Origin of the sequence: Pedobacter ginsenosidimutans (assembly GCF_001442625.1) — a bacterium.
Lineage (GTDB): Bacteria > Bacteroidota > Bacteroidia > Sphingobacteriales > Sphingobacteriaceae > Pedobacter > Pedobacter ginsenosidimutans.
Window position 1 is genome coordinate 507,689 of the sequence record NZ_LMZQ01000003.1, and the last position, 19,014, is coordinate 526,702.

20 protein-coding genes are annotated in these 19,014 nt (G+C 39.1%); 9 read left to right on the top strand and 11 right to left on the bottom strand.

Features of this window, described 5'->3' with window-relative positions; all coding sequences use genetic code 11:
• The first annotated feature begins 5 nt into the window (after nucleotides 1–5).
• The 5 genes from ASU31_RS06295 to ASU31_RS06315 all read left to right on the top strand — a co-directional run bounded on the left by ASU31_RS06295 (nucleotide 6) and on the right by ASU31_RS06315 (nucleotide 6,621).
• Nucleotides 6–1,406, top strand: coding sequence for an efflux transporter outer membrane subunit (locus ASU31_RS06295; protein WP_057931507.1), 1,401 nt, complete (start codon nucleotides 6–8; stop codon nucleotides 1,404–1,406).
• Between the two features lie 220 nt (nucleotides 1,407–1,626).
• Complete coding sequence (locus tag ASU31_RS06300; protein ID WP_057931508.1) at nucleotides 1,627–4,518, top strand: DEAD/DEAH box helicase; 2,892 nt, start codon at nucleotides 1,627–1,629, stop codon at nucleotides 4,516–4,518.
• Between the two features lie 227 nt (nucleotides 4,519–4,745).
• Nucleotides 4,746–5,063 (top strand): YgaP family membrane protein, encoded by a 318-nt coding sequence (locus ASU31_RS06305; protein ID WP_057931509.1) that lies wholly within the window; start codon nucleotides 4,746–4,748, stop codon nucleotides 5,061–5,063.
• A gap of 65 nt (nucleotides 5,064–5,128) precedes the next feature.
• Nucleotides 5,129–5,911 carry a 3-keto-disaccharide hydrolase gene (locus ASU31_RS06310; RefSeq protein WP_057931510.1) on the top strand — a complete coding sequence of 261 codons (783 nt, stop codon included), beginning with the start codon at nucleotides 5,129–5,131 and terminating at the stop codon, nucleotides 5,909–5,911.
• Nucleotides 5,912–6,018: 107 nt separating this feature from the next.
• Nucleotides 6,019–6,621, top strand: coding sequence for a TMEM175 family protein (locus tag ASU31_RS06315; RefSeq protein WP_057931511.1), 603 nt, complete (start codon nucleotides 6,019–6,021; stop codon nucleotides 6,619–6,621).
• A gap of 2 nt (nucleotides 6,622–6,623) precedes the next feature.
• Here ASU31_RS06315 and aat read toward each other — a convergent pair whose 3' ends face one another.
• Nucleotides 6,624–7,256 (bottom strand): leucyl/phenylalanyl-tRNA--protein transferase, encoded by a 633-nt coding sequence (gene aat, locus ASU31_RS06320; RefSeq protein ID WP_057931512.1) that lies wholly within the window; start codon nucleotides 7,254–7,256, stop codon nucleotides 6,624–6,626.
• Between the two features lie 73 nt (nucleotides 7,257–7,329).
• Here aat and ASU31_RS06325 point away from each other — a divergent pair, with 73 nt between their 5' ends.
• The gene (locus ASU31_RS06325) at nucleotides 7,330–8,772 is read left to right on the top strand and encodes a DUF1800 domain-containing protein (protein WP_057931513.1); all 1,443 of its coding nucleotides are present in this window, start codon (nucleotides 7,330–7,332) and stop codon (nucleotides 8,770–8,772) included.
• A gap of 96 nt (nucleotides 8,773–8,868) precedes the next feature.
• Nucleotides 8,869–10,068, top strand: coding sequence for a DUF1501 domain-containing protein (locus ASU31_RS06330; RefSeq protein ID WP_057931514.1), 1,200 nt, complete (start codon nucleotides 8,869–8,871; stop codon nucleotides 10,066–10,068).
• Nucleotides 10,069–10,128: 60 nt separating this feature from the next.
• On the opposite strand, the gene ASU31_RS06335 is transcribed toward ASU31_RS06330, so the two are convergent.
• A complete protein-coding gene (locus tag ASU31_RS06335; RefSeq protein ID WP_057931515.1) occupies nucleotides 10,129–10,482 on the bottom strand; it encodes a hypothetical protein in 354 nt (117 codons plus the stop codon).
• Between the two features lie 106 nt (nucleotides 10,483–10,588).
• Here ASU31_RS06335 and ASU31_RS06340 point away from each other — a divergent pair, with 106 nt between their 5' ends.
• Nucleotides 10,589–10,957 (top strand): YccF domain-containing protein, encoded by a 369-nt coding sequence (locus tag ASU31_RS06340; RefSeq protein ID WP_057931516.1) that lies wholly within the window; start codon nucleotides 10,589–10,591, stop codon nucleotides 10,955–10,957.
• Between the two features lie 331 nt (nucleotides 10,958–11,288).
• On the opposite strand, the gene ASU31_RS06345 is transcribed toward ASU31_RS06340, so the two are convergent.
• Nucleotides 11,289–12,263: an App1 family protein phosphatidate phosphatase gene (locus tag ASU31_RS06345; RefSeq protein ID WP_057931517.1), complete on the bottom strand. Its 975-nt coding sequence runs from the start codon at nucleotides 12,261–12,263 to the stop codon at nucleotides 11,289–11,291.
• Nucleotides 12,264–12,320: 57 nt separating this feature from the next.
• On the opposite strand from ASU31_RS06345, the gene ASU31_RS06350 reads away from it, so the two are divergent.
• Nucleotides 12,321–13,193, top strand: coding sequence for a diacylglycerol/lipid kinase family protein (locus ASU31_RS06350; RefSeq protein WP_057931518.1), 873 nt, complete (start codon nucleotides 12,321–12,323; stop codon nucleotides 13,191–13,193).
• Here ASU31_RS06350 and ASU31_RS06355 read toward each other — a convergent pair.
• The 8 genes from ASU31_RS06355 to ASU31_RS06390 all read right to left on the bottom strand — a co-directional run bounded on the left by ASU31_RS06355 (nucleotide 13,182) and on the right by ASU31_RS06390 (nucleotide 18,980).
• Nucleotides 13,182–13,571 carry a hypothetical protein gene (locus ASU31_RS06355; protein WP_057931519.1) on the bottom strand — a complete coding sequence of 130 codons (390 nt, stop codon included), beginning with the start codon at nucleotides 13,569–13,571 and terminating at the stop codon, nucleotides 13,182–13,184. The genes ASU31_RS06350 and ASU31_RS06355 overlap by 12 nt on opposite strands.
• Entirely contained in the window at nucleotides 13,572–14,225 is a 654-nt protein-coding gene (locus tag ASU31_RS06360; protein ID WP_057931520.1) for a TonB family protein, read from the bottom strand.
• Nucleotides 14,226–14,428: 203 nt separating this feature from the next.
• Entirely contained in the window at nucleotides 14,429–15,115 is a 687-nt protein-coding gene (locus tag ASU31_RS06365; protein WP_057931521.1) for a peptidoglycan DD-metalloendopeptidase family protein, read from the bottom strand.
• Between the two features lie 7 nt (nucleotides 15,116–15,122).
• Nucleotides 15,123–15,752, bottom strand: a complete 630-nt coding sequence (gene trhA / locus ASU31_RS06370) for a PAQR family membrane homeostasis protein TrhA (protein ID WP_167346163.1) — start codon at nucleotides 15,750–15,752, stop codon at nucleotides 15,123–15,125.
• Between the two features lie 5 nt (nucleotides 15,753–15,757).
• Complete coding sequence (rbfA, locus tag ASU31_RS06375; RefSeq protein ID WP_029274533.1) at nucleotides 15,758–16,135, bottom strand: 30S ribosome-binding factor RbfA; 378 nt, start codon at nucleotides 16,133–16,135, stop codon at nucleotides 15,758–15,760.
• Nucleotides 16,136–16,224: 89 nt separating this feature from the next.
• Complete coding sequence (gene hflX / locus ASU31_RS06380; RefSeq protein WP_057931523.1) at nucleotides 16,225–17,415, bottom strand: GTPase HflX; 1,191 nt, start codon at nucleotides 17,413–17,415, stop codon at nucleotides 16,225–16,227.
• 89 nt (nucleotides 17,416–17,504) lie between these two features.
• Entirely contained in the window at nucleotides 17,505–18,287 is a 783-nt protein-coding gene (gene trpC / locus ASU31_RS06385; protein ID WP_057931675.1) for an indole-3-glycerol phosphate synthase TrpC, read from the bottom strand.
• Between the two features lie 102 nt (nucleotides 18,288–18,389).
• The gene (locus ASU31_RS06390) at nucleotides 18,390–18,980 is read right to left on the bottom strand and encodes an anthranilate synthase component II (protein WP_057931524.1); all 591 of its coding nucleotides are present in this window, start codon (nucleotides 18,978–18,980) and stop codon (nucleotides 18,390–18,392) included.
• Nucleotides 18,981–19,014 lie beyond the last annotated feature (34 nt).

Consider the following 19,014-nt stretch of genomic DNA (forward strand, 5'->3'; position numbering starts at 1 on the left):
AAACCATGAAATTTAGATATAAGCATTCCATTTTAATCGGTGTAGCCATCCTCAGCCTAAGCGCCTGCGTAACTAAAAAATACGAGCATCCACAGCTTAAGAGCGAAGGGTTATACCGTGATAACAATACAACAGACACCACTACTATTGCTGATCTGCAATGGAAAACGTTGTTTTCAGATACCACTTTACAGTCGCTGATCCAGCAGGGGATAAATGAAAATTTAGACCTGAAACAAGCGATTGAGCGCATTAAAATTGCAGAAGCCACTTTAATTCAAAGCCGTGGGGCATTATTGCCAAGCTTACAGGCAGATGTAAACGTAACGGATAATAAACAATCGCAGGCCTCCTTAAACTTTCCTCCTGGGATTAACATTAATTTAGAAACCCAAACCTATAAAGCACAGCTGAGCACCAGTTGGGAAGCTGACATTTGGGGGAAATTAAGCAGTGCAAAACGTGGTGCTTACGCTACTTTATTACAAAGCGATGCGGCAAAACGTGCTGTTCAAACGCAGTTGATTGCAACCATTGCCAACAATTATTATACTTTGCTGGCGCTTGACAAACAATTGGCCATTACCGAGGAAACCATTAAAGTGAGGACCAAGGATGTGGAGACTATGAAAGAGCTTAAACAAGGTGCTGTAGTTAATGGCGCAGCAGTTGTACAAAGTGAGGCCAATTTATATGCTGCACAAGTTACTTTACCTGATTTAAAAAGAAGCATTAAAGAGGCTGAAAATGCACTAAGTGTTTTGGTTGCTAAAGCACCAAATGCGATTAACCGCACTACCTTAGATCAACAGACCCCTTATGCTAATTTACAAACCGGCGTTTCTGCACAATTATTAAAAAACCGTCCGGATGTGATCGCTGCTGAATTTGGTTTCAGATCGGCTTTCGAAAACACCAACGTAGCTAAAGCTTATTTTTATCCTGCTTTAACCATTACCGCAACAGGTGGCTTATCAAGTTTACAATTACAGGATTTCTTCAGCAAATCTATCTTCTATAATTTGGTAGGCGGTTTAACGCAGCCAATTTTTGCAAAAGGCGCAAATAAAGCACGCTTAAAAACTGCAGAAGCAAATCAACAGATTGCTTTTTACAACTTTCAACAAACGCTGTTAACCGGCGGACAGGAAGTCTCGAATGCTTTGTACGCTTATCAAACAGCTTCAGAAAAAGAAGCAACAAGGGCAAAACAAATCGCCTCGTTAACCAAAGCGGTAGATTTTACCAAAGAATTATTGCGCTACAGTTCTGCAACAAACTATACTGACGTTTTAACTTCAGAACAAAGTTTGTTAACAGCTCAATTAAGTGGCATTAACGATCGATTACAAAAACTACAATCGGTGGTAAACCTATACCGCGCATTAGGCGGTGGCTGGAAATAACGATAATTAACAAATTTTTAAGGCATTCTGATTTTCAGGATGCCTTTTTTGTTTTTAGGCAGATACATTCTCACTCATACAATCAACCGTTCTTCTAAATTCCAACAAAAACTGATAATTTTTATCTCAAAACCGCTACTTCTTTTTGATGTAACCTCAAAATATTGTAAGTTTAAAGTTTTTTAAGCGCTTAGCTTAGAAAAAATTTTTATCTCCATCAATGTTACGTGTCGATAGTTCTAAAACCTGTAAAGTGGTGTACTCTTTGTGCAAACATGAGTACTTGGGCTATTTAATTGAACCTCATGTTGTTCAGCTCAATCCACAAGGAGATTTTTCGTTTACTTACCAACGGATTTTTACACATACCGCAGAAGAATTTAATGCCTGTTTAAGTGATATTGATTATAAACTGATTAAGATTTTAGATGACATTGAGCAAGACTCGCTGATTAAAAAATATTATAAAAAGCTGATCAGGCCAACCGAATTTTTCACTAAAATTTTCGACAATAAATTTTATGAAAATGTTCGCCCTAAAATCGAAAAGAAACTTGCCGAAGCATTAGAGCTTTTAAAGGTCAAAAACGAGCTGTATGTAATGGACAAAGATGGCTGGCCGGTAGAACGCAAAATCGAACTGGCTGATGAGCCTGCATCGATTCTTTTCCATTTCCGAAGGAACGAAACTGAAACACGTTATTTTCCGACCATCAAATATCAGAATCTGCGCATCGAATTTATGTTTAAAGAAGCGCAGATCATCAGCAACAAACCTGCGTGGTTATTGCTTAACGATGTATTGTACTTTTTTGATCAGGATATTGAAGGGAAAAAACTGCAACCCTTTTTAAATAAACGTTTTATTGCCATACCCAAAACAACCGAAGCCACTTATTTTGAAAAGTTTGTAGCCCCTTTAATCGAAAAACACCATGTGTATGCCGAAGGCTTCGAAATCAGAACCGAACAGTTTGAAGCCACACCTGTAATTAAAGTTTTGTATGTGGATGGTGGTCTTTCTCAAATTCAGCTATATTTTAAATACGGAGAATATACCTTCCCGGTAGAGAATGCGCACAGAGTAACTGTACGTTTAGAAAAAACTGCCGATAATTATATTTTCCACCGCATCAAACGTTCGGCAGAATGGGAAAAAAAGCAGTTTAATTTGCTGTTATCGTTAGGACTAAAAAAAACGAGTTCTTTATTCAGCAACCTGGAAGTAGCTTCTGCCGACGAAAATCCAAGTTACGGGGCTATAAATTGGGTAAACGAGCATATCGAAATCTTACAGGCATCGGGTTTTGAAATTGAACAGGCCACAGGGCAGAAAAAATTTGTTTTCGGCGCCAGCAAAATAGATCTTGAAGTTAAAGAAGGAAACGATTGGTTCGATATCCATGCCGTGGTATGGTTCGGAAAATACCAGATTCCTTTTCTTTCACTAAAGCAACATATTCTACACAAAAAACGTGAATTTTTATTGCCCGATGGTGAAGTGGCTATTATTCCAGATAAATGGTTTACGCAATACGGTAGTTTGTTCAGTTTGGCCGAGGCCGGAAAAACGCTAAAATTAAAGAAACACCATATCGGCCTCATCAATGATTTGGCTGAAGATAGCCTGGCTAATGTTACGCTTGAACGCAAATTACAGCGATTATCAGACTTTGAGGATATTGCCGATACGCAAATGCCTGTTCATTTTAAAGGCAGTTTACGCGATTACCAGAAAGCTGGTTATAACTGGTTCAGCTTTTTACGCGAATACAATTTCGGCGGGTGCTTGGCCGATGATATGGGTTTGGGTAAAACCATCCAAACACTGGCCATGCTGCAAAAAGTGAAGGAAGATGACCAATTGCTTGAAACGCAGACGACCTCGCTCATCATTATGCCTACCTCTTTAATTTACAACTGGTTAACGGAGGCTAAAAAGTTTACGCCAAAGCTTAAAATATTGGCACATACAGGCACGAACCGAAATAAAGATGTTGCCAATTTTGCCAATTACGATATTATCATTACCACTTACGGGGTAACCAGAGTGGATGTAGATGAACTGAAAAACTTTTATTTCAACTACATTATTCTCGATGAAAGTCAGAACATTAAAAACCCGGCCTCAAAATCGTTCAAAGCCGTTAGAAGCCTAAAATCAAAACATAAACTGATTTTGAGCGGTACGCCTGTAGAAAATTCAGTAAGCGATTTATGGTCGCAGTTAACTTTTTTAAACCCCGGTTTATTGGGTACACAGGCATTCTTCTACGAAGAATATGTGCAGGCGATAGAAAAGAAAAAGGACGAAGAAAAAGCGCGCAAACTGCAATCGATTATCAAGCCTTTTGTACTTCGCAGAACGAAAGAGCAAGTGGCTGCAGAATTACCACCTAAAACGGAACAGGTAATTTATTGCGACATGAGCGAAGATCAGGCCGCTTATTACGAAAAAACAAAATCGGCATACCGCAATGATTTATTGCAAAGTATGGACGATGGAACCTTCGCGCAGAAACAGGTACAGCTTTTACAAGGATTAACCGCCCTGCGTCAACTGGCCAACCACCCTGTAATGATTGATGGTGCCTATGTTTCAGATTCTGGAAAATTCGAAAACGTGATCCACACATTGGATAACGTACTTAAGGGCGGGCATAAGGTTTTGGTATTTTCTCAGTTTGTAAAACACCTGGATATCTTCAAAAAACATTTTGAAGCGGAGCATATTCCATTTGCTTATTTAGATGGCGCAACCCGTAACCGTGGCGAAATTGTTTCCGAATTTCAGCAGAATACCGAACTGAAGGTCTTCTTAATCTCTATAAAAGCAGGTGGTGTAGGTTTAAACTTAACACAAGCTGATTATGTTTTTATCCTCGATCCATGGTGGAACCCGGCAGTAGAACAACAAGCCATCGACAGAACGCACCGTATCGGTCAGGATAAAAAGGTTTTCATTTACAAATTCATTGCAAAAGACACCGTTGAAGAGAAAATATTGGCTTTGCAGAACCGCAAAAAATCATTGGCAAACTCTTTAATTACAACTGAAGAAAGTTTCTTTAAATCGCTGAGCAAGGAAGATATCCGCGATATATTGAATTAGGCATTCAATATTAACTCGTCATCTCGACTGAAACGCAGTGGAATGGAAAGATCTATCTTAATAGATTTAGCTGCGCTGAGCACTTCGTGGTTCTCGACTGCGTTGCGCCCGATAGCTATCGGGTCCGCTCGAAATGACGATAACTCTTATGGGCCACACATTTAAAATTCTTTTCAAAACTCATTCCCACTTAACTTGTTATACTATAGAACATAAATTTAACCATCATGACAAATCAAGATTTTAATACCGCTGTAAACAACGTTAAAGAAGCCTGGAAGTACCCAGAATTGTTCGAAAACGTTTCAAAATCTGAGCGTTGGTTATCTGGCGCAGCAGGAACATATTTACTCTTTAAAGGTATCACCAGCATTTTTTCGCATCCGGTAATTGGTTTAACTGGTGCAGCAATTGGTGCTGGATTACTGTATCGCGGCATCACGGGTTATTGCCCAATGCGCGATTTGGCCGAGCAACGAAAAGAAGACCTGGCGCCTGATGAAGTGATTATAAGTGAAACCTATGTTGTTGACGATTTGGGGTAAAATTTTAAATACGAAATTTCCATTTCTTAATAAACTGGTTAACTTTAAAAAGTTAAACCACAATTATGAACAAGTATACACTATTATTTATTCCTGTTTTTTTCGCAGGGCAAGCTATGGCACAAGATAAAAAACCAGATCCTGCCAAAGACCCAAAAACAACCGAGGTTTGGGAACCCATTCCTAAAATTGTTACGCCAGGCAAATTGCCCCAGGATGCACCATCTGATGCTACAATTCTTTTCAACGGCAGAAACTTAGATGCATGGCATTCTGTTAAAGATCCATCTAAACCAGCTGCCTGGACAATCGACGATGGTTTTTTCACGGTAAAAAAAGGCACTGGGAATATCGAAACCAATAAAAAGTTTACCGATTATCAATTACACATGGAATGGAAAATTCCAGAAAACATAACTGGTGAAGGTCAGGCACGTGGGAACAGTGGCGTGTTTTTAGCATCAACAGGTGGCGGTGATGATGGTTACGAAATCCAGATTATGGATGCTTATAACAACAAAACCTATGTTAACGGACAAACGGGCAGTGTTTACAAACAAGCTGTTCCATTGGCAAATGCTAACAAGAAACCAGGCGAATGGCAATACTACGATATCATTTGGAACGCACCACGTTTTAATGAAGATGGAACAGTACAAAAACCAGCAAGTGTTACCGTATTTTTAAATGGGGTACTTTTACAGAACGGATTTGTATTAAAAGGGGAAACCAGGTATATCGGTGCACCAGAATATAAAAAACATGGTCCTTCTTCAATCAAATTACAAGATCACGGCGATCCAAGTCCTGCGATCAGTTACAGGAATATCTGGGTAAGAGAATTATAATTTCAACAAAACAACAATAAGGAACCCGCAGGACAAAAGCTTGCGGGTTTTGTTTTATAAGATAATTTGACTGATAATTGTACCAAATTTAGCGTCGATTTTTTTTTATGAACAAAGGCAGATTAGAAGCATTTAGTGATGGGGTAATTGCAATTATCATTACCATTATGGTTTTAGAAATTAAAGTCCCGGAGCACGGCGAAACTTTAGCAAGCTTAAAACCGCTTATTCCAAAATTCATCAGCTATGTTTTAAGTTTTATCTACGTAGGTATTTACTGGAACAATCACCACCATTTACTGCATGCGGTTAAAAAAGTAAACGGATCAATGCTTTGGGCAAATCTTAATTTTTTATTCTGGCTCTCGTTATTCCCGGTAGCAGCCGGATGGATGGGTGAACATCATTTTGCCTTATGGCCGGTTGTAGTTTACGGTGCCGTGCTCCTGCTTGCTGCTGTTTCTTATACCCTGCTGGTAATCGTAATCAAAAGAACAGAAGGTCAGCATTCGCTTGTGGTACATGCCATTGGGAATGATGCAAAAGGGAAATTCTCATTACTTTTTTATATCGGAGGCATTGCACTAAGTTTTATAAACCCATGGATTGGCGTTGCACTCTATTTCATTGTAGCCTGCATCTGGTTTATTCCAGATAAACGGATAGAAAATGCAATGCGCGAGCAGGGTTTAATTGATAATGAACGCTAGTATTAAGGGGCCTGAAGCAGTTCCATATACAATTCCCGATCGATCATTTCAGCGCCTAAGCTCATTAAATGATCGTTTGGCAGCTGACAGTCAATTAAATCAATATTCATTTTACTTAAAAAAATCAATGCAGCTTTTGAAGCATTGCTTACATGGCTAAACATACTTTCGCCACAAAAAACATGGTTTACTTTTAGACCATATAAGCCACCCACTAGCCGATCAGCCAACCAAACATCTACACTGTGGGCATAGCCCTGCTGATGAAGGTTAATGTAAGCATCTTGCATTTCGTTGGTAATCCAGGTGCCGACCTGCCCTTTCCTTTCGGTAGTTGCGCAATTGCGGATCACTTCAGCAAAAGCCTGATTAAAGGTGATTTTGAAAACTTCCTGATTTAAAATTTTCTGCATGCTTTTACTGATCTTAATTTTATCGGGATAAATCACACAGCGTTTGTGTGGTGAATACCAGAGGATGGGTTCGCCTTCACTAAACCATGGAAAAATTCCATTCGAATAGGCGATTAACAACCGCTCTGTACTTAAATCGCCCCCAATGGCCAATAAGCCATCCTCTTCTGCCAAAGCCGGATCTGGAAAGCCTGGGTCATCATCTGGTAACTGAAAAAACATCAACAAAAATAAGAAAGAAAACAAAGATTAAACCCTGGCGTTTTAAATAAGTCATACTGTAAAACAGTCCATTATGAGCGCAAAAGATAATTTCTTAAAAGTAAAACATCTTTACAACCGGGCAGGTTTCGGGGTTTCTTATACCGACTTACAAAAATTAAGCAAAAAAAATCTCGATAAAGTGGTAGATAACTTGCTTAAAGATTCCCAAAAAGACGATCCAATCAATTTAGTGAATGACTTTGAATCAAAACGACAGCTTTTGGTACAGGCAGGTTTATATGCTAAAAAAGATCTGAATGATGATGAAAAAAAAATGCGTCAGCAGATTATACGCGAGCAAAACGAAGTAAGCCGCGATCTGAATATTGCCTTCATTACCAGGATGATTAACACAGATGCGCCGTTGAGGGAAAAGATGACGCTTTTTTGGCATGGCCATTTTGCCTGCCGCAGCAACAACCCGTTTTTTGCGCAACAGTTAAATAACATCCAAAGAACAAATGCCCTTGGCAGCTTTAAAACCTTATTGGTTGAAGTTTCCAAGTCGCCTGCAATGCTGCAATACCTGAATAACCAGCAGAACAGAAAAGGCAAACCAAATGAGAACTTCGCCCGCGAACTCATGGAACTTTTCACCTTGGGAAGAGGAAATTATACTGAGCAGGACATTAAAGAATCTGCCCGCTCATTTACCGGCTGGATGTACGACAAAGATGGCTCGTTCATTTTCAGACAAAACCTACACGATCCTGGAACAAAAACTTTTTTTGGTAAAATCGGGAATTTTGAAGGAGAAAACATCATAGATATTATTCTAGAAAAACCAGAAACTTCACAATTTATCGCCAGGAAAGTATATAAATTCTTCGTAAACGATAACCCGAGCGAGGATCATATTAAAGAACTTGCCACACATTTTTACAACTCGAAATACGACATTGCCTCGATGATGAAAAAAATGTTTACATCTGATTGGTTCTATAGCCCTGAAAATGTAGGCACAAAAATTAAATCGCCCGCTGAATTTTTGGTAGGCTTAAGTCGCGAGTTTTATGTAACCTATAACAAACCACAGGTTTTAATTCAGCTACAAAGCAGTTTAGGGCAATATTTATTTAACCCACCTAATGTTGCAGGTTGGCCCGGCGGACAAAGTTGGATTGATAGTTCATCGTTAATGTTAAGGATGCGGATTCCTTCGCTTGTTTTAAATGATGGTGAAATCGATTTCAGTGGCAAAGCCGACCCAGAAGATGAGGCCGTAATTGCGTTAAGCAGAACAGCTACCACCAATGCAAATGCCAACATGAAACCAAAATCGTACGTAAATGCAAATGCAGACTGGCCTAAATTTTTAGATACTTTACCAAAAGGATTAACACCTTTGGAACTTACCGAGTTTTTATTACAGCCGAAATTAAATGCTAAAATAACAACAATGGTAAGTGATAATAAAGGATTGCGAAGTACTGCAGTCGAAATTACCAGCATGCCCGAGTATCAGTTGTGCTAGAGAACAGTTAATAGTTGATGGTCAATAGCCGATTAGCTAAGCACCCAAGCCATAAACCATCGACCATAAAAACATTGACCATCAAAGACTAACAAGATGAACAGAAGAAATTTTTTAAGAAATACAGGATTTGTTGCAGCAGGTTCACTATTTGTTCCGGCTTTTATGAAACCCCTTGAGGCCATGGCGCTTGATGAGCTGAGCCTATACAAAAACTTAGTTGTGGTACAGCTTTCTGGTGGAAATGACGGTTTAAACACCGTTATTCCCTTCGGAAACGATATTTATTACCAAAAAAGAAAAAGTATAGCCATTAAGCCTGAAGAGGTAATTAAACTGAACGACATGCAAGGGCTAAACCCGAACATGGCCGCCTTACAAGAAATTTATGATCAAGGCTGGATGACTATCATTAACGACGTGGGCTACCCTAACCCCGACCGCTCGCATTTCCGTTCGATGGATATCTGGCAAACGGGTAGCGATAGCAATCAATTCTTATCAACCGGATGGATTGGCCGTTATTTAGATAGCAATTGCCAAACCTGCAAATTCCCCTACACAGCAATAGAAGTAGACGACTCACTTTCTCTGGCTATGAAAGGGCAAACCAAAAAAGGAATTGCATTAAAAGATCCTGTGGCTCTGTTCCGCAATACAAATGATCCCTTTTTTAAGGCCATGTTGCAGAATGATAAGGAACATTTAGACGAAGATAATTTAGGTTATTTATATAAAACGATGATCGAAACTTCATCCTCTGCCAGTTATATCCAGAATACTTCCAAAATTTATCAGTCGAAATCTACTTACCCTACTTCGGGTTTTGCAAACCAATTGAAAACGGTTTCTAAATTTATTTCTTCGGGATTAAAAACAAGGGTTTATTATGTATCGTTAAGTGGTTTTGATACCCACGTAAATCAAATTGGTCAACAAGGTAATCTGCTTAAACAATATAGCGAGGGTATGGCTGCTTTTTTGAAAGATCTAAAATCGAACAATAAGCTTGAGGATACATTGGTGATTACCTTCTCTGAATTTGGCCGCAGGGTAGAACAAAACGCCAGTAACGGCACCGACCACGGAACGGCAAATAATATGTTTGTTTTTGGTGGAAAATTAAAGAAACAAGGAATTTTTAATCCTGCACCTAATTTAAGTGATCTGGATACCGGCGATTTAAAATATCAACTGGATTTCAGACAGGTTTATGGTACCATTTTAGATAAATGGCTGGATGTAAATAATGCTGATATCCTGAATAAAAAGTTTAATACACTCGATTTTATATAGATATTACAAAGAAGTCAAGTTTAATAAGCAGCTTGCTATGAAACTTGACTTCTTTATAATTTACTTCCTTTTTAACACATATACTGGCCGGTTTGATGATTGGTCTACCTGCTCTGTATAAACACTAAACAACTCGTAGCCATAGGCTTTCATTTTGTTCAAGGCATCAATTGCTGAATTAAATTCGATTTTTTTATCATTATCATCTCTGATGTACAGTTCGCTATAATCGCCTATCTTTTGGCCATGCTCCAGCGCAATCCATTGTTTATCGGCCAAAAAACTTTTTACTGCACGGATCTGAATATAATCCACATGGATATCGGTCAATTTCACGCCATTTACATTTTGGGCTTTGGCATGCGACAACCCAAAGCAGGCGACAAGTGCCGCCGCAAGGATTAGTTTTTTCATATTGTGTTTCTTTTGTGTGTGATTCTAAATTACGAAGAATATAAGCACAATGCATTAGCGAACTGTAACAAAATACCCATTATTAAATCTTAAACTAAAAAACATAATGAACTTTTTAGGCAATATTATCTGGATTATTTTTGGCGGTATCTTTATTTTCTTCGAATATATTATTGGAGGCCTAATCCTTTGTCTAACCATTGTGGGGATTCCTTTTGGTATCCAATGTTTTAAATTTGCCATTGTGGGCCTCGCTCCTTTTGGCGCTAAAATAACCGACACTTCGTCAAACACTGGCTGCCTTTCTACCATCATGAACCTGATCTGGATTTTATGTGGCGGTTTCTGGATTGCTTTAACCCATTTGTTTTTTGGTATCCTGCTTTGCATTACCATTGTAGGTATCCCATTTGGGCGCCAGCATTTTAAGTTGATGAATTTAGCCTTTACACCGTTCGGGAAATCGATTTCTTGATTTGGATAAATCTATATAGTTCTGTCATTTCGACCGCAGTGCTCCAAAGGAGCTCCTTTGGAGGAGAAATCTGTAGACATTTTTTTTGAAAAGCAGGGTTCTGTATTTATCGGATCCGAAAGTCCCGTCATTCGCTGTAGCCCTCATGATCCCGATGAAAAATCGGGACGGGGCTGTCGCTACTGTCGGGTTTATTGAACAGCAGTCAGTTCTCATGGCAAAAAACTTTGTACTTAGCCCCGATTGAATCGATGCCCACGATACTTCATCGGGGCAGGAAGAAAAAGCGGGACTACCGAGACCGATGAGCACACCCTTTGCGCTCCAAAAGCTACTGGATCAATCCTGTTGATTTAGAATGTTCAATCGCTTCCTTACTTTCACTAAATAAACAAGTCCTTACATTTTTATCTTCTATTTTTTTAAGCAACAGCTTTGTTTCTACTTCTTTATCTGGACGAATATTGCGAATATATACCGCTTCTATATTTTTTGGATACTTCTCTACTATTGTAGCATAAATTTTCGGGTCCTGCTGCGAGTTATCACCAAAAAACACAAACTTCTGATTGGGAAAGGCATCCAAAATCCGCATTAACCTTAATAATTTACCTTCATGCCCTGTTTTACCTGTTCTGACTAAATCTTTCCACCGTTTTAATGTATTTAAAAGAAAAGCACCATCAGGCAACTTGTTAAACCTAAAAGTCTCGACCAAATAATCATAAAGGTTCCATTCGCTGCTGCTTACATAAAAAAAAGGATTGGGCTGATCTGATTCAGTATGTGACATGGCCAATTGCTGATAATGACTGGCTGCATCAGGAAAGGTTTTACGCGTACGCGGATTCTTGATAAACAGCTCTCTCAACCGCCGCCCAATAGTTGCCGAATGAGAAATCATCACGGTATCATCCACATCCGAAATAAAAGCATATTGCGTAATGTGCGGCACATATACCTTACCCTCACCCGCACTTAAAACTTTCCCGTTCTTATCAACAGCTTCTACTTTAACAAAGTGCCAGCCTGCAGGCACATCATGTTCGGCTTTCCATTCGAACTTAAAAAAGCCGTCTCCTTCGGTTTTATTATAAATTGTTTGATCAAAAAACTGTAAACGCACCTCAACAAAAGCAAAAGGTTTTAGGATGAAGAGCTTTAGAAGATGTGCAATATTAACAAACAAATTATTGCTGTAAACCTGCCGTGTTTTTGCCTTGCGTTTAAAAACATGGCCATAAACAACCAAATTGTGCGCGTGGCCATAGCCATGATATACTTTAACACTAACAGATTTATTCATCTGTATTAAAACAGAGTTTATTAAAAGTTGTTTGTGATGTAAACCATAAGGTAACACATGAAATTATTATTCATCATCAACCCAGGCTCAGGTAGCCATGACATTAACCTAAAGGAAGTAATTTCTACCCATTTCAATACAAAAAAAACGGAGATCGATCTATTCGAATTACCGGAAGACTGCTCTTTGGAGAAGATAAAAGAAAGGATTAAAGCTGCGAAGGCAGATCGTGTGGTGGCGGTTGGTGGCGATGGTACATTAAAACTGGTTGCCGAATGTCTATTGCATACCGAAACCCCGATTGGCATAATCCCTGCGGGTTCTGCAAATGGGATGGCGAAAGAATTGGGCATCCCGACTGATATTGAACTGGCTTTAGCTATACTGGATAAAGGTAAGCTCCAGAAGATCCATGTAGTCAAACTTAATGATGAAATCTGCATCCATTTATCCGATCTGGGTTTTAATGCCTATCTGGTAAAGAAATTTGATACCCTGCCCCAGCGGGGGATGTGGGGTTATGCAAAGGCTACCTGGCATGCCTTATGGAACCACAGCAGAATGGACGTACAGTTGAAACTTAAAGATGAAACAATCACTTCTAAAGCGGCAATGGTGGCTATTGCGAACGCAACCATGTACGGTTCTGGGCTAAAGATAAATCCAGATGGAAAATTAGATGACGATCTGTTCGAAGTGGTTTTGGTAAAAGATTACTCTTATCTCGAGATCTTAAAAATATGGATCACCAAACTGCCTTTCAACCCTAAAAAGATAGAAGTGTTCCAAACTGCCGAAGTAAAGATTTCTTCGAAACATAAAGCACACTTTCAGGTTGATGGAGAATACATTGGCAGGGTGAATACCGTTGAAGCAAAAATTCTGCCTGCTGCCATAACGGTGGTTTTACCTAGTGAATCAGAAAGATGAGCGGTGAATTTTAATGGTAAAATATAATCTGAAAAATTCGGCGATAAAACAGATGCGGAATAAAATATCAAACCACCGTTCGCCAAGGTTTAATACTTCTGGTAAATAGGTAATAAAGCCAATAGAAAATATCCAAACCACCAAACGAAAAGGGAACTGAATGTAGTAGGTAATAAAACCGAATTTCTTAAATAAGATTAAACCCGCCGCTGATACAAAAAGCGACACGAATAAGGGCAACAATAAAACAACCTTGGCCTGCGAAAGTATCTGATCGGGGATTTCGTTCAGGTGTGTTAAAATCTGCCAAAACTGTTTAGCCAATAATGCAATGCTAATGATATCCAATAAGGCAAAAAATCTGGTGGTGTTCTTCATTTACTTACAATACTTTGCTAAATAATCATCAGCCATTTTACTCCCCATATATTTAACAAATAAAAAATCCTCACAAGCACCTTGTTTATCGCCCTGTTTTATTTTTTTTAGGGCCATTTTTATCCGGTCATCCAAATATTCATCATCAATGCCCAACTGATTTTTAATGGCAATAATCTGAACCTCTTGTCCAGGTTTTGCCTGGTCGATGTTTTTATAGAAATTAATTACAGAGTTGGTTAAACCTTCTTCAGCCAGATAAGTACGGATTGCTTCTTGAATGGCTTCGCTTGATTTCCCTTCACAATTATAGCCTGAAAGTACGAAATTAACCGGAGCAACAATCGAAACCGTTGTATCGTATCCTGCCGGAATTTGCCATTTACCGCTGCTTAAACGCACCAGGCGCAGGGCTTCTTCATCGAGATCAGATAATATTCCTTTACTTACTTTCGAAAAATAAACCTTCCCTTGTGCATCAAGCTTAAAGCTCACATTTACCGTACCCTGAATACAATTATCTTTAGAGAACTGCGGATAAATGGTATTCTCTCTCAGGAAATTTACAAAACCGCTTTTACCGGATTTAAACTGAACCTGGGCCATGGCCAATGAACAGCAGAAAAGTAAAGAAAGGGTGAGCAGGTTTTTCATTATACTAATTTACGGTTTATTCAGGTTTAACCGCAGAGAACACAAAGTTTTTCTCCGTATACATTAATATTTTACCACAGAGATCATGGAGTTTCTCACAGAGGAGAAAGAGTTTTTTTGTCATAACACAGAAACTATTCCGTGTTTCCGTGGCTAACCAAATAAAAACCTCTGTGTAAACTCTGTGCCCTCAGTGGTTAGAGCTAAGAAAACGTAGCCTTTAAAATCAAATTTGGGTCGGGGCAGTTTGCCAGATATTTTTCTCGTTCACTAAACCGGCAAACCCCAGGATAATCGCCTTTTAATCCTTCCATATTTTCGATCAATTGGAGATGAAGGTGTGGCGGCCAGTAACCATTCTCTTCCTTTGCTCCTAATACTGCGATTTTAGCCCCAGCAGGGATGAATTTACCTTCCTTAAGATCATTTAACGAAGCCAGACTTAAATGCCCATATAAAGCATTAAATTTAAGTCCATCTATTTCATAAGCGAGGATAATGGTTGCACCGTAATCACCAAAGTTGTTGTTATTGGCAAAGCTTTGCACAGTGGCATCATAAAAATTGTAGATTGGTGTTCCTACCGCCCCCCAGATATCTACACCTAAATGTAACCTGCGGGCTTCTTCTCCGGCATCAAAATGCGCACTTCGCGAATATATGGTACGATGTTCACCATAGCCACCAATTCCATAACGCGCATTATTATGGGTCAATTTTCCATTTACCCATGCAGAAAACAAATCAGTATTATCCAGAATTTCATCCGTTAACTCAGTATTTGCTGCGGTAAAGTCTAAAGATATAAGTTGATCGTGTTTTACATCAAAATCAACCACCTTATGAATCAATGACGCATTCGTTTGAATAATCTGCTCAAAAGTTTGCATCTATAATCTATTTAAAAATATAAATGAAGTTATAAATATAGTGAGATAAGGCTCCTCCGATTACGAACAGGTGCCAAAGTTCATGACTGTGCATCCACCTGAACATTTGTTTATCCTTTGCATAATAATAGGTTCCGGCAATGTAAAAAACGCCACCAAACAGTAACCAGAAAATTGCACCAAAAGGTAATGTACCTAGCATTTTCTGCAGCAAAGGCACAATTAAGCAGCCCATTAAAATATAAATAGACAGTGAAATAGCTGTACTTTTTAATCGGTTAAAAATTTTAAGCAGGCAACCTACAATAGCGATAATCCATACGACGGCAAACAAACTCCAGCGTAACCAACCATCAAAAACCAGTAAAGCAGTTGGTGTATAAGAACCTGCTATCATCAGGTAAATGCAGCAATGATCGAATTTTTGCCAAAAACGCACACCATAATCAGTAGCCGGATAACCATGGTACATGGCACTTACGCCAAAAAGGATAAAAGTGCCAATGCTATAAATCCAGGCAGCAGTATATTCTATGGGTGTATTGCACTTTTGAAGCAATATATAACCAGCCGGAATTGCAATTAATGCCGGTATAAAATGAGTGAAGAAATTAACGGGTTCCCTTAGCTTCCTCACAAAGATTATTCGCTGTCTTCGTCTTTTTGCCTAGGCTCTTTTGCAATCTTATCGAAAAGATGGTCCATACGCTCTACATACTCGTTGGTATCATCTACAAAGAAAGTAAGCTCTGGCACAACCCTAACCTGATGGCGGATTCTGCTTCCCAGTTTATACCTGATTTCGCCCGAATGTGCGTTTACCGTATTGATAGAAAGCGTGGTGTTATTGGTATTAAAAAAGCTCAGGTAAACTTTAGCCACTGCCAAATCTGGTGAAACCCGAACACGGGTAATGGTTACCAATGTATTAGGCAAAAATGCAGCACCTTCACGCTGAAAAACCTGTGCTAACTCCTCTTGTAATACTCCTGCAAATTTCTGCTGACGTTTACTTTCCATAATGTATTTATCTATCGCCTTTATGATGAAACCTTATAGGTTTTAAAACCTATAAGGTTTATTTTCGCACCGCAATGACGGAATTTAATCTAATATAACAAATTACTATCATACGGGTATCTTGCCACGTGCGCAGCTTTAACCTTATCGTACAATAATGTTTTAAACTCTTCTAAGTTTTCTTTTTCTGTAGCCGATATAAACAATACAGGTACTTTATCGTGGCTCATCCAGCTTTTCTTAAAGTCTTCTAGAGTCAGCTTCCCATCATCCTCTTCATCGTCAACTTCAGGCGAAACATAAGCGTCAATTTTATTAAAAACTAAAATCATGTCCTTATCAATCGCGCCAATATCCTTCAACGTTTCGTTAACCGTATTAATCTGATCTTCGAAGTTAGGATGCGAAACATCAACCACATGGATCAACAAATCTGCTTCACGCACTTCATCCAGGGTCGATTTAAAACATTCTACCAAATGGTGAGGCAGTTTGCGGATAAACCCAACGGTATCGGAAAGCAAAAAAGGTAAATTTTCGATCACCACTTTACGAACTGTCGTATCTAAGGTTGCAAACAATTTATTTTCTGCAAATACTTCCGATTTCGACAGCATATTCATGATGGTCGATTTACCAACATTGGTATAGCCTACCAAAGCTACCCGAATTAACTGTCCGCGGTTTTTACGCTGCGTTTCGTTCTGACGGTCTATATTTCTTAAACGCTCTTTTAGCAAAGAGATTTTATTTAAAATAATACGCCTGTCACTTTCAATTTGCGTTTCACCCGGACCACGCATCCCGATACCACCTTTCTGGCGCTCTAAGTGAGTCCACATACCGGTTAGCCTTGGCAAAACATATTGCAATTGTGCCAGTTCTACCTGTGTTTTTGCCTGTGCAGTTTGGGCCCTGTTGGCAAAAATATCGAGGATCAGATTGCTTCGATCTAAAACCTTAACGCCAAGTTCACGATCGATATTACGCAGTTGCGACGGCGACAATTCATCGTCGAAAACCACCACATCAATTTCTTCCGATTTCACATACGCCTTTATCTCTTCCAGTTTTCCCGTACCCACAAATGTAGCACGTTCTGGTTTAAGCATCTTCTGTGTAAAAACCTTCTCTACCTTTCCTCCAGCTGTATCGACCAAAAAAGCCAGCTCATCTAAATATTCTTTTGTTTGGGCTTCTTTTTCGCCAGGTGTAACCACTCCAACTAAAATTGCCCTTTCCTGCACTACGGCAGTATCATATGTTTTTTGTTTTCCCATGTAATTGAGGCAAATATACGAAATTTGCGAACGTGTAAATCTTTTGTTCAAACCTTATAGGTCTTAAAGACCTATAAGGTTTATAGAGACTATATCTGCTCTACAAATTCCTTTATCGCAACACCTGGATTGTCAGTCTTCATAAAATTCTCGCCAATTAAAAACCCGTTAAAGCCTGCGTCTTTTAGATCTTTTATCGTTTGTGGATTACTGATCGCACTTTCTGAGATCTTCAAAAATTCATTTGGGATTTTATTTACTAAATCGAACGAAGTCTGGATATCTACCGTAAAATCGCCCAGGTTTCTATTGTTTACACCAATAGCATCCAGATTGGGGCAGATGCTTCGCTCCAACTCTTCCTGGTTATGCACTTCTAACAACACATTTAAACCTAGGTCTTTTGCAAACTTTCCGAAATCGTTGATCTGCTGAGGGGTTAATATTGAGGCAATCAACAAAATAATATCAGCACCCCAGGCTTTCGCTTCCAGGATCTGATACTCATCGATCATAAAATCTTTTCTTAAGATCGGAATATGGTTTGCCGCTCTTGCTGCCAGAATATCATCGGTTTTACCACCAAAGAAATCTACATCCGTTAATACCGAAAGTGCGGATGCGCCCGCTGCACTATAAGCCTGCGTTACATCAGCAACATCAGCAACACCATTAATTAAACCTTTGGATGGTGAGCGGCGCTTAAACTCGGCAATAATGCCTGTGCGGTCTTCGGCCAATAAAAATTCTTTAAAAGAATATGGTGTTCTTTTAAAATGCACCGAATTTTCTAAATCCTGTACAGAAACCAAAGCTTTGGCAGCCGCAACTTCTTCTTTTTTACGTAATACTATTTTATCTAATATGTTCATTTTTACTAATCCGTCATGCTGAACTTGTTTCAGCATCTAAAAGTTAACTAATCCCAGTAAGATCCTGAATCAAGTTCAGGATGACGACCGGATGAATAAGCACTAGGGGGTCGACGTTAACCAGTTTTCCATCATCTGCTTTCCGTACTCCGTTAATACACTTTCTGGGTGAAACTGTACCCCGCGAACATCTAACGTTTCATGTCTTAACGCCATGATCTCATTCTTATGATCTCTTGCTGTAATTTTTAAACACGAAGGGAAGTTATCTTTACTCACAACCCAACTGTGGTAACGGCCAACATTTATAGTTTGCGGGCATTCCCAGAACAAAGGCTCATCGCCATCTACAACAGTTACCGGTGTAGCAATTCCGTGCATTGGTCTGCCCAGGTTCAATAAAGTGCCACCAAAAACTTCGGCTATGGCTTGCTGACCTAAACATACCCCAAAAATACTCTTCGTTGGCGCATAGGTTTTAATAACATCCAATAACAAACCTGCCTCTTCCGGAATACCCGGACCTGGGGAAAGTAATATTTTATCATACTTTTCTACATCAGCCAGATCGAATTTATCATTTCTCCAAACTTCTGCTTCATAACCAACTTCGTTAATTAAATGCACGAGATTGTAGGTAAAACTATCATAGTTATCGATTACTAAGACGGTTTTTTTATCTATATTTTCCATTTTATTTCCTGTTAACGGATTTCACTCCAAGCTA

Excerpts from the sequence above, each read along its gene's own strand:
- ASU31_RS06300 (WP_057931508.1), top strand. The coding sequence starts at position 1,627 with ATGTTACGTGTCGATAGTTCTAAAACCTGTAAAGTGGTGTACTCTTTG.
- rbfA (WP_029274533.1), bottom strand. The coding sequence starts at position 16,135 with ATGGAAAGTAAACGTCAGCAGAAATTTGCAGGAGTATTACAAGAGGAG.
- ASU31_RS06315 (WP_057931511.1), top strand. The coding sequence starts at position 6,019 with ATGAACAAAGGCAGATTAGAAGCATTTAGTGATGGGGTAATTGCAATT.
- ASU31_RS06330 (WP_057931514.1), top strand. The coding sequence starts at position 8,869 with ATGAACAGAAGAAATTTTTTAAGAAATACAGGATTTGTTGCAGCAGGT.
- hflX (WP_057931523.1), bottom strand. The coding sequence starts at position 17,415 with ATGGGAAAACAAAAAACATATGATACTGCCGTAGTGCAGGAAAGGGCA.
- ASU31_RS06340 (WP_057931516.1), top strand. The coding sequence starts at position 10,589 with ATGAACTTTTTAGGCAATATTATCTGGATTATTTTTGGCGGTATCTTT.
- ASU31_RS06360 (WP_057931520.1), bottom strand. The coding sequence starts at position 14,225 with ATGAAAAACCTGCTCACCCTTTCTTTACTTTTCTGCTGTTCATTGGCC.
- ASU31_RS06345 (WP_057931517.1), bottom strand. The coding sequence starts at position 12,263 with ATGAATAAATCTGTTAGTGTTAAAGTATATCATGGCTATGGCCACGCG.
- ASU31_RS06390 (WP_057931524.1), bottom strand. The coding sequence starts at position 18,980 with ATGGAAAATATAGATAAAAAAACCGTCTTAGTAATCGATAACTATGAT.
- ASU31_RS06335 (WP_057931515.1), bottom strand. The coding sequence starts at position 10,482 with ATGAAAAAACTAATCCTTGCGGCGGCACTTGTCGCCTGCTTTGGGTTG.
- ASU31_RS06325 (WP_057931513.1), top strand. The coding sequence starts at position 7,330 with ATGAGCGCAAAAGATAATTTCTTAAAAGTAAAACATCTTTACAACCGG.
- ASU31_RS06295 (WP_057931507.1), top strand. The coding sequence starts at position 6 with ATGAAATTTAGATATAAGCATTCCATTTTAATCGGTGTAGCCATCCTC.
- ASU31_RS06365 (WP_057931521.1), bottom strand. The coding sequence starts at position 15,115 with ATGCAAACTTTTGAGCAGATTATTCAAACGAATGCGTCATTGATTCAT.
- ASU31_RS06350 (WP_057931518.1), top strand. The coding sequence starts at position 12,321 with ATGAAATTATTATTCATCATCAACCCAGGCTCAGGTAGCCATGACATT.
- ASU31_RS06355 (WP_057931519.1), bottom strand. The coding sequence starts at position 13,571 with ATGAAGAACACCACCAGATTTTTTGCCTTATTGGATATCATTAGCATT.
- ASU31_RS06305 (WP_057931509.1), top strand. The coding sequence starts at position 4,746 with ATGACAAATCAAGATTTTAATACCGCTGTAAACAACGTTAAAGAAGCC.
- aat (WP_057931512.1), bottom strand. The coding sequence starts at position 7,256 with ATGTTTTTTCAGTTACCAGATGATGACCCAGGCTTTCCAGATCCGGCT.
- trpC (WP_057931675.1), bottom strand. The coding sequence starts at position 18,287 with ATGAACATATTAGATAAAATAGTATTACGTAAAAAAGAAGAAGTTGCG.
- ASU31_RS06310 (WP_057931510.1), top strand. The coding sequence starts at position 5,129 with ATGAACAAGTATACACTATTATTTATTCCTGTTTTTTTCGCAGGGCAA.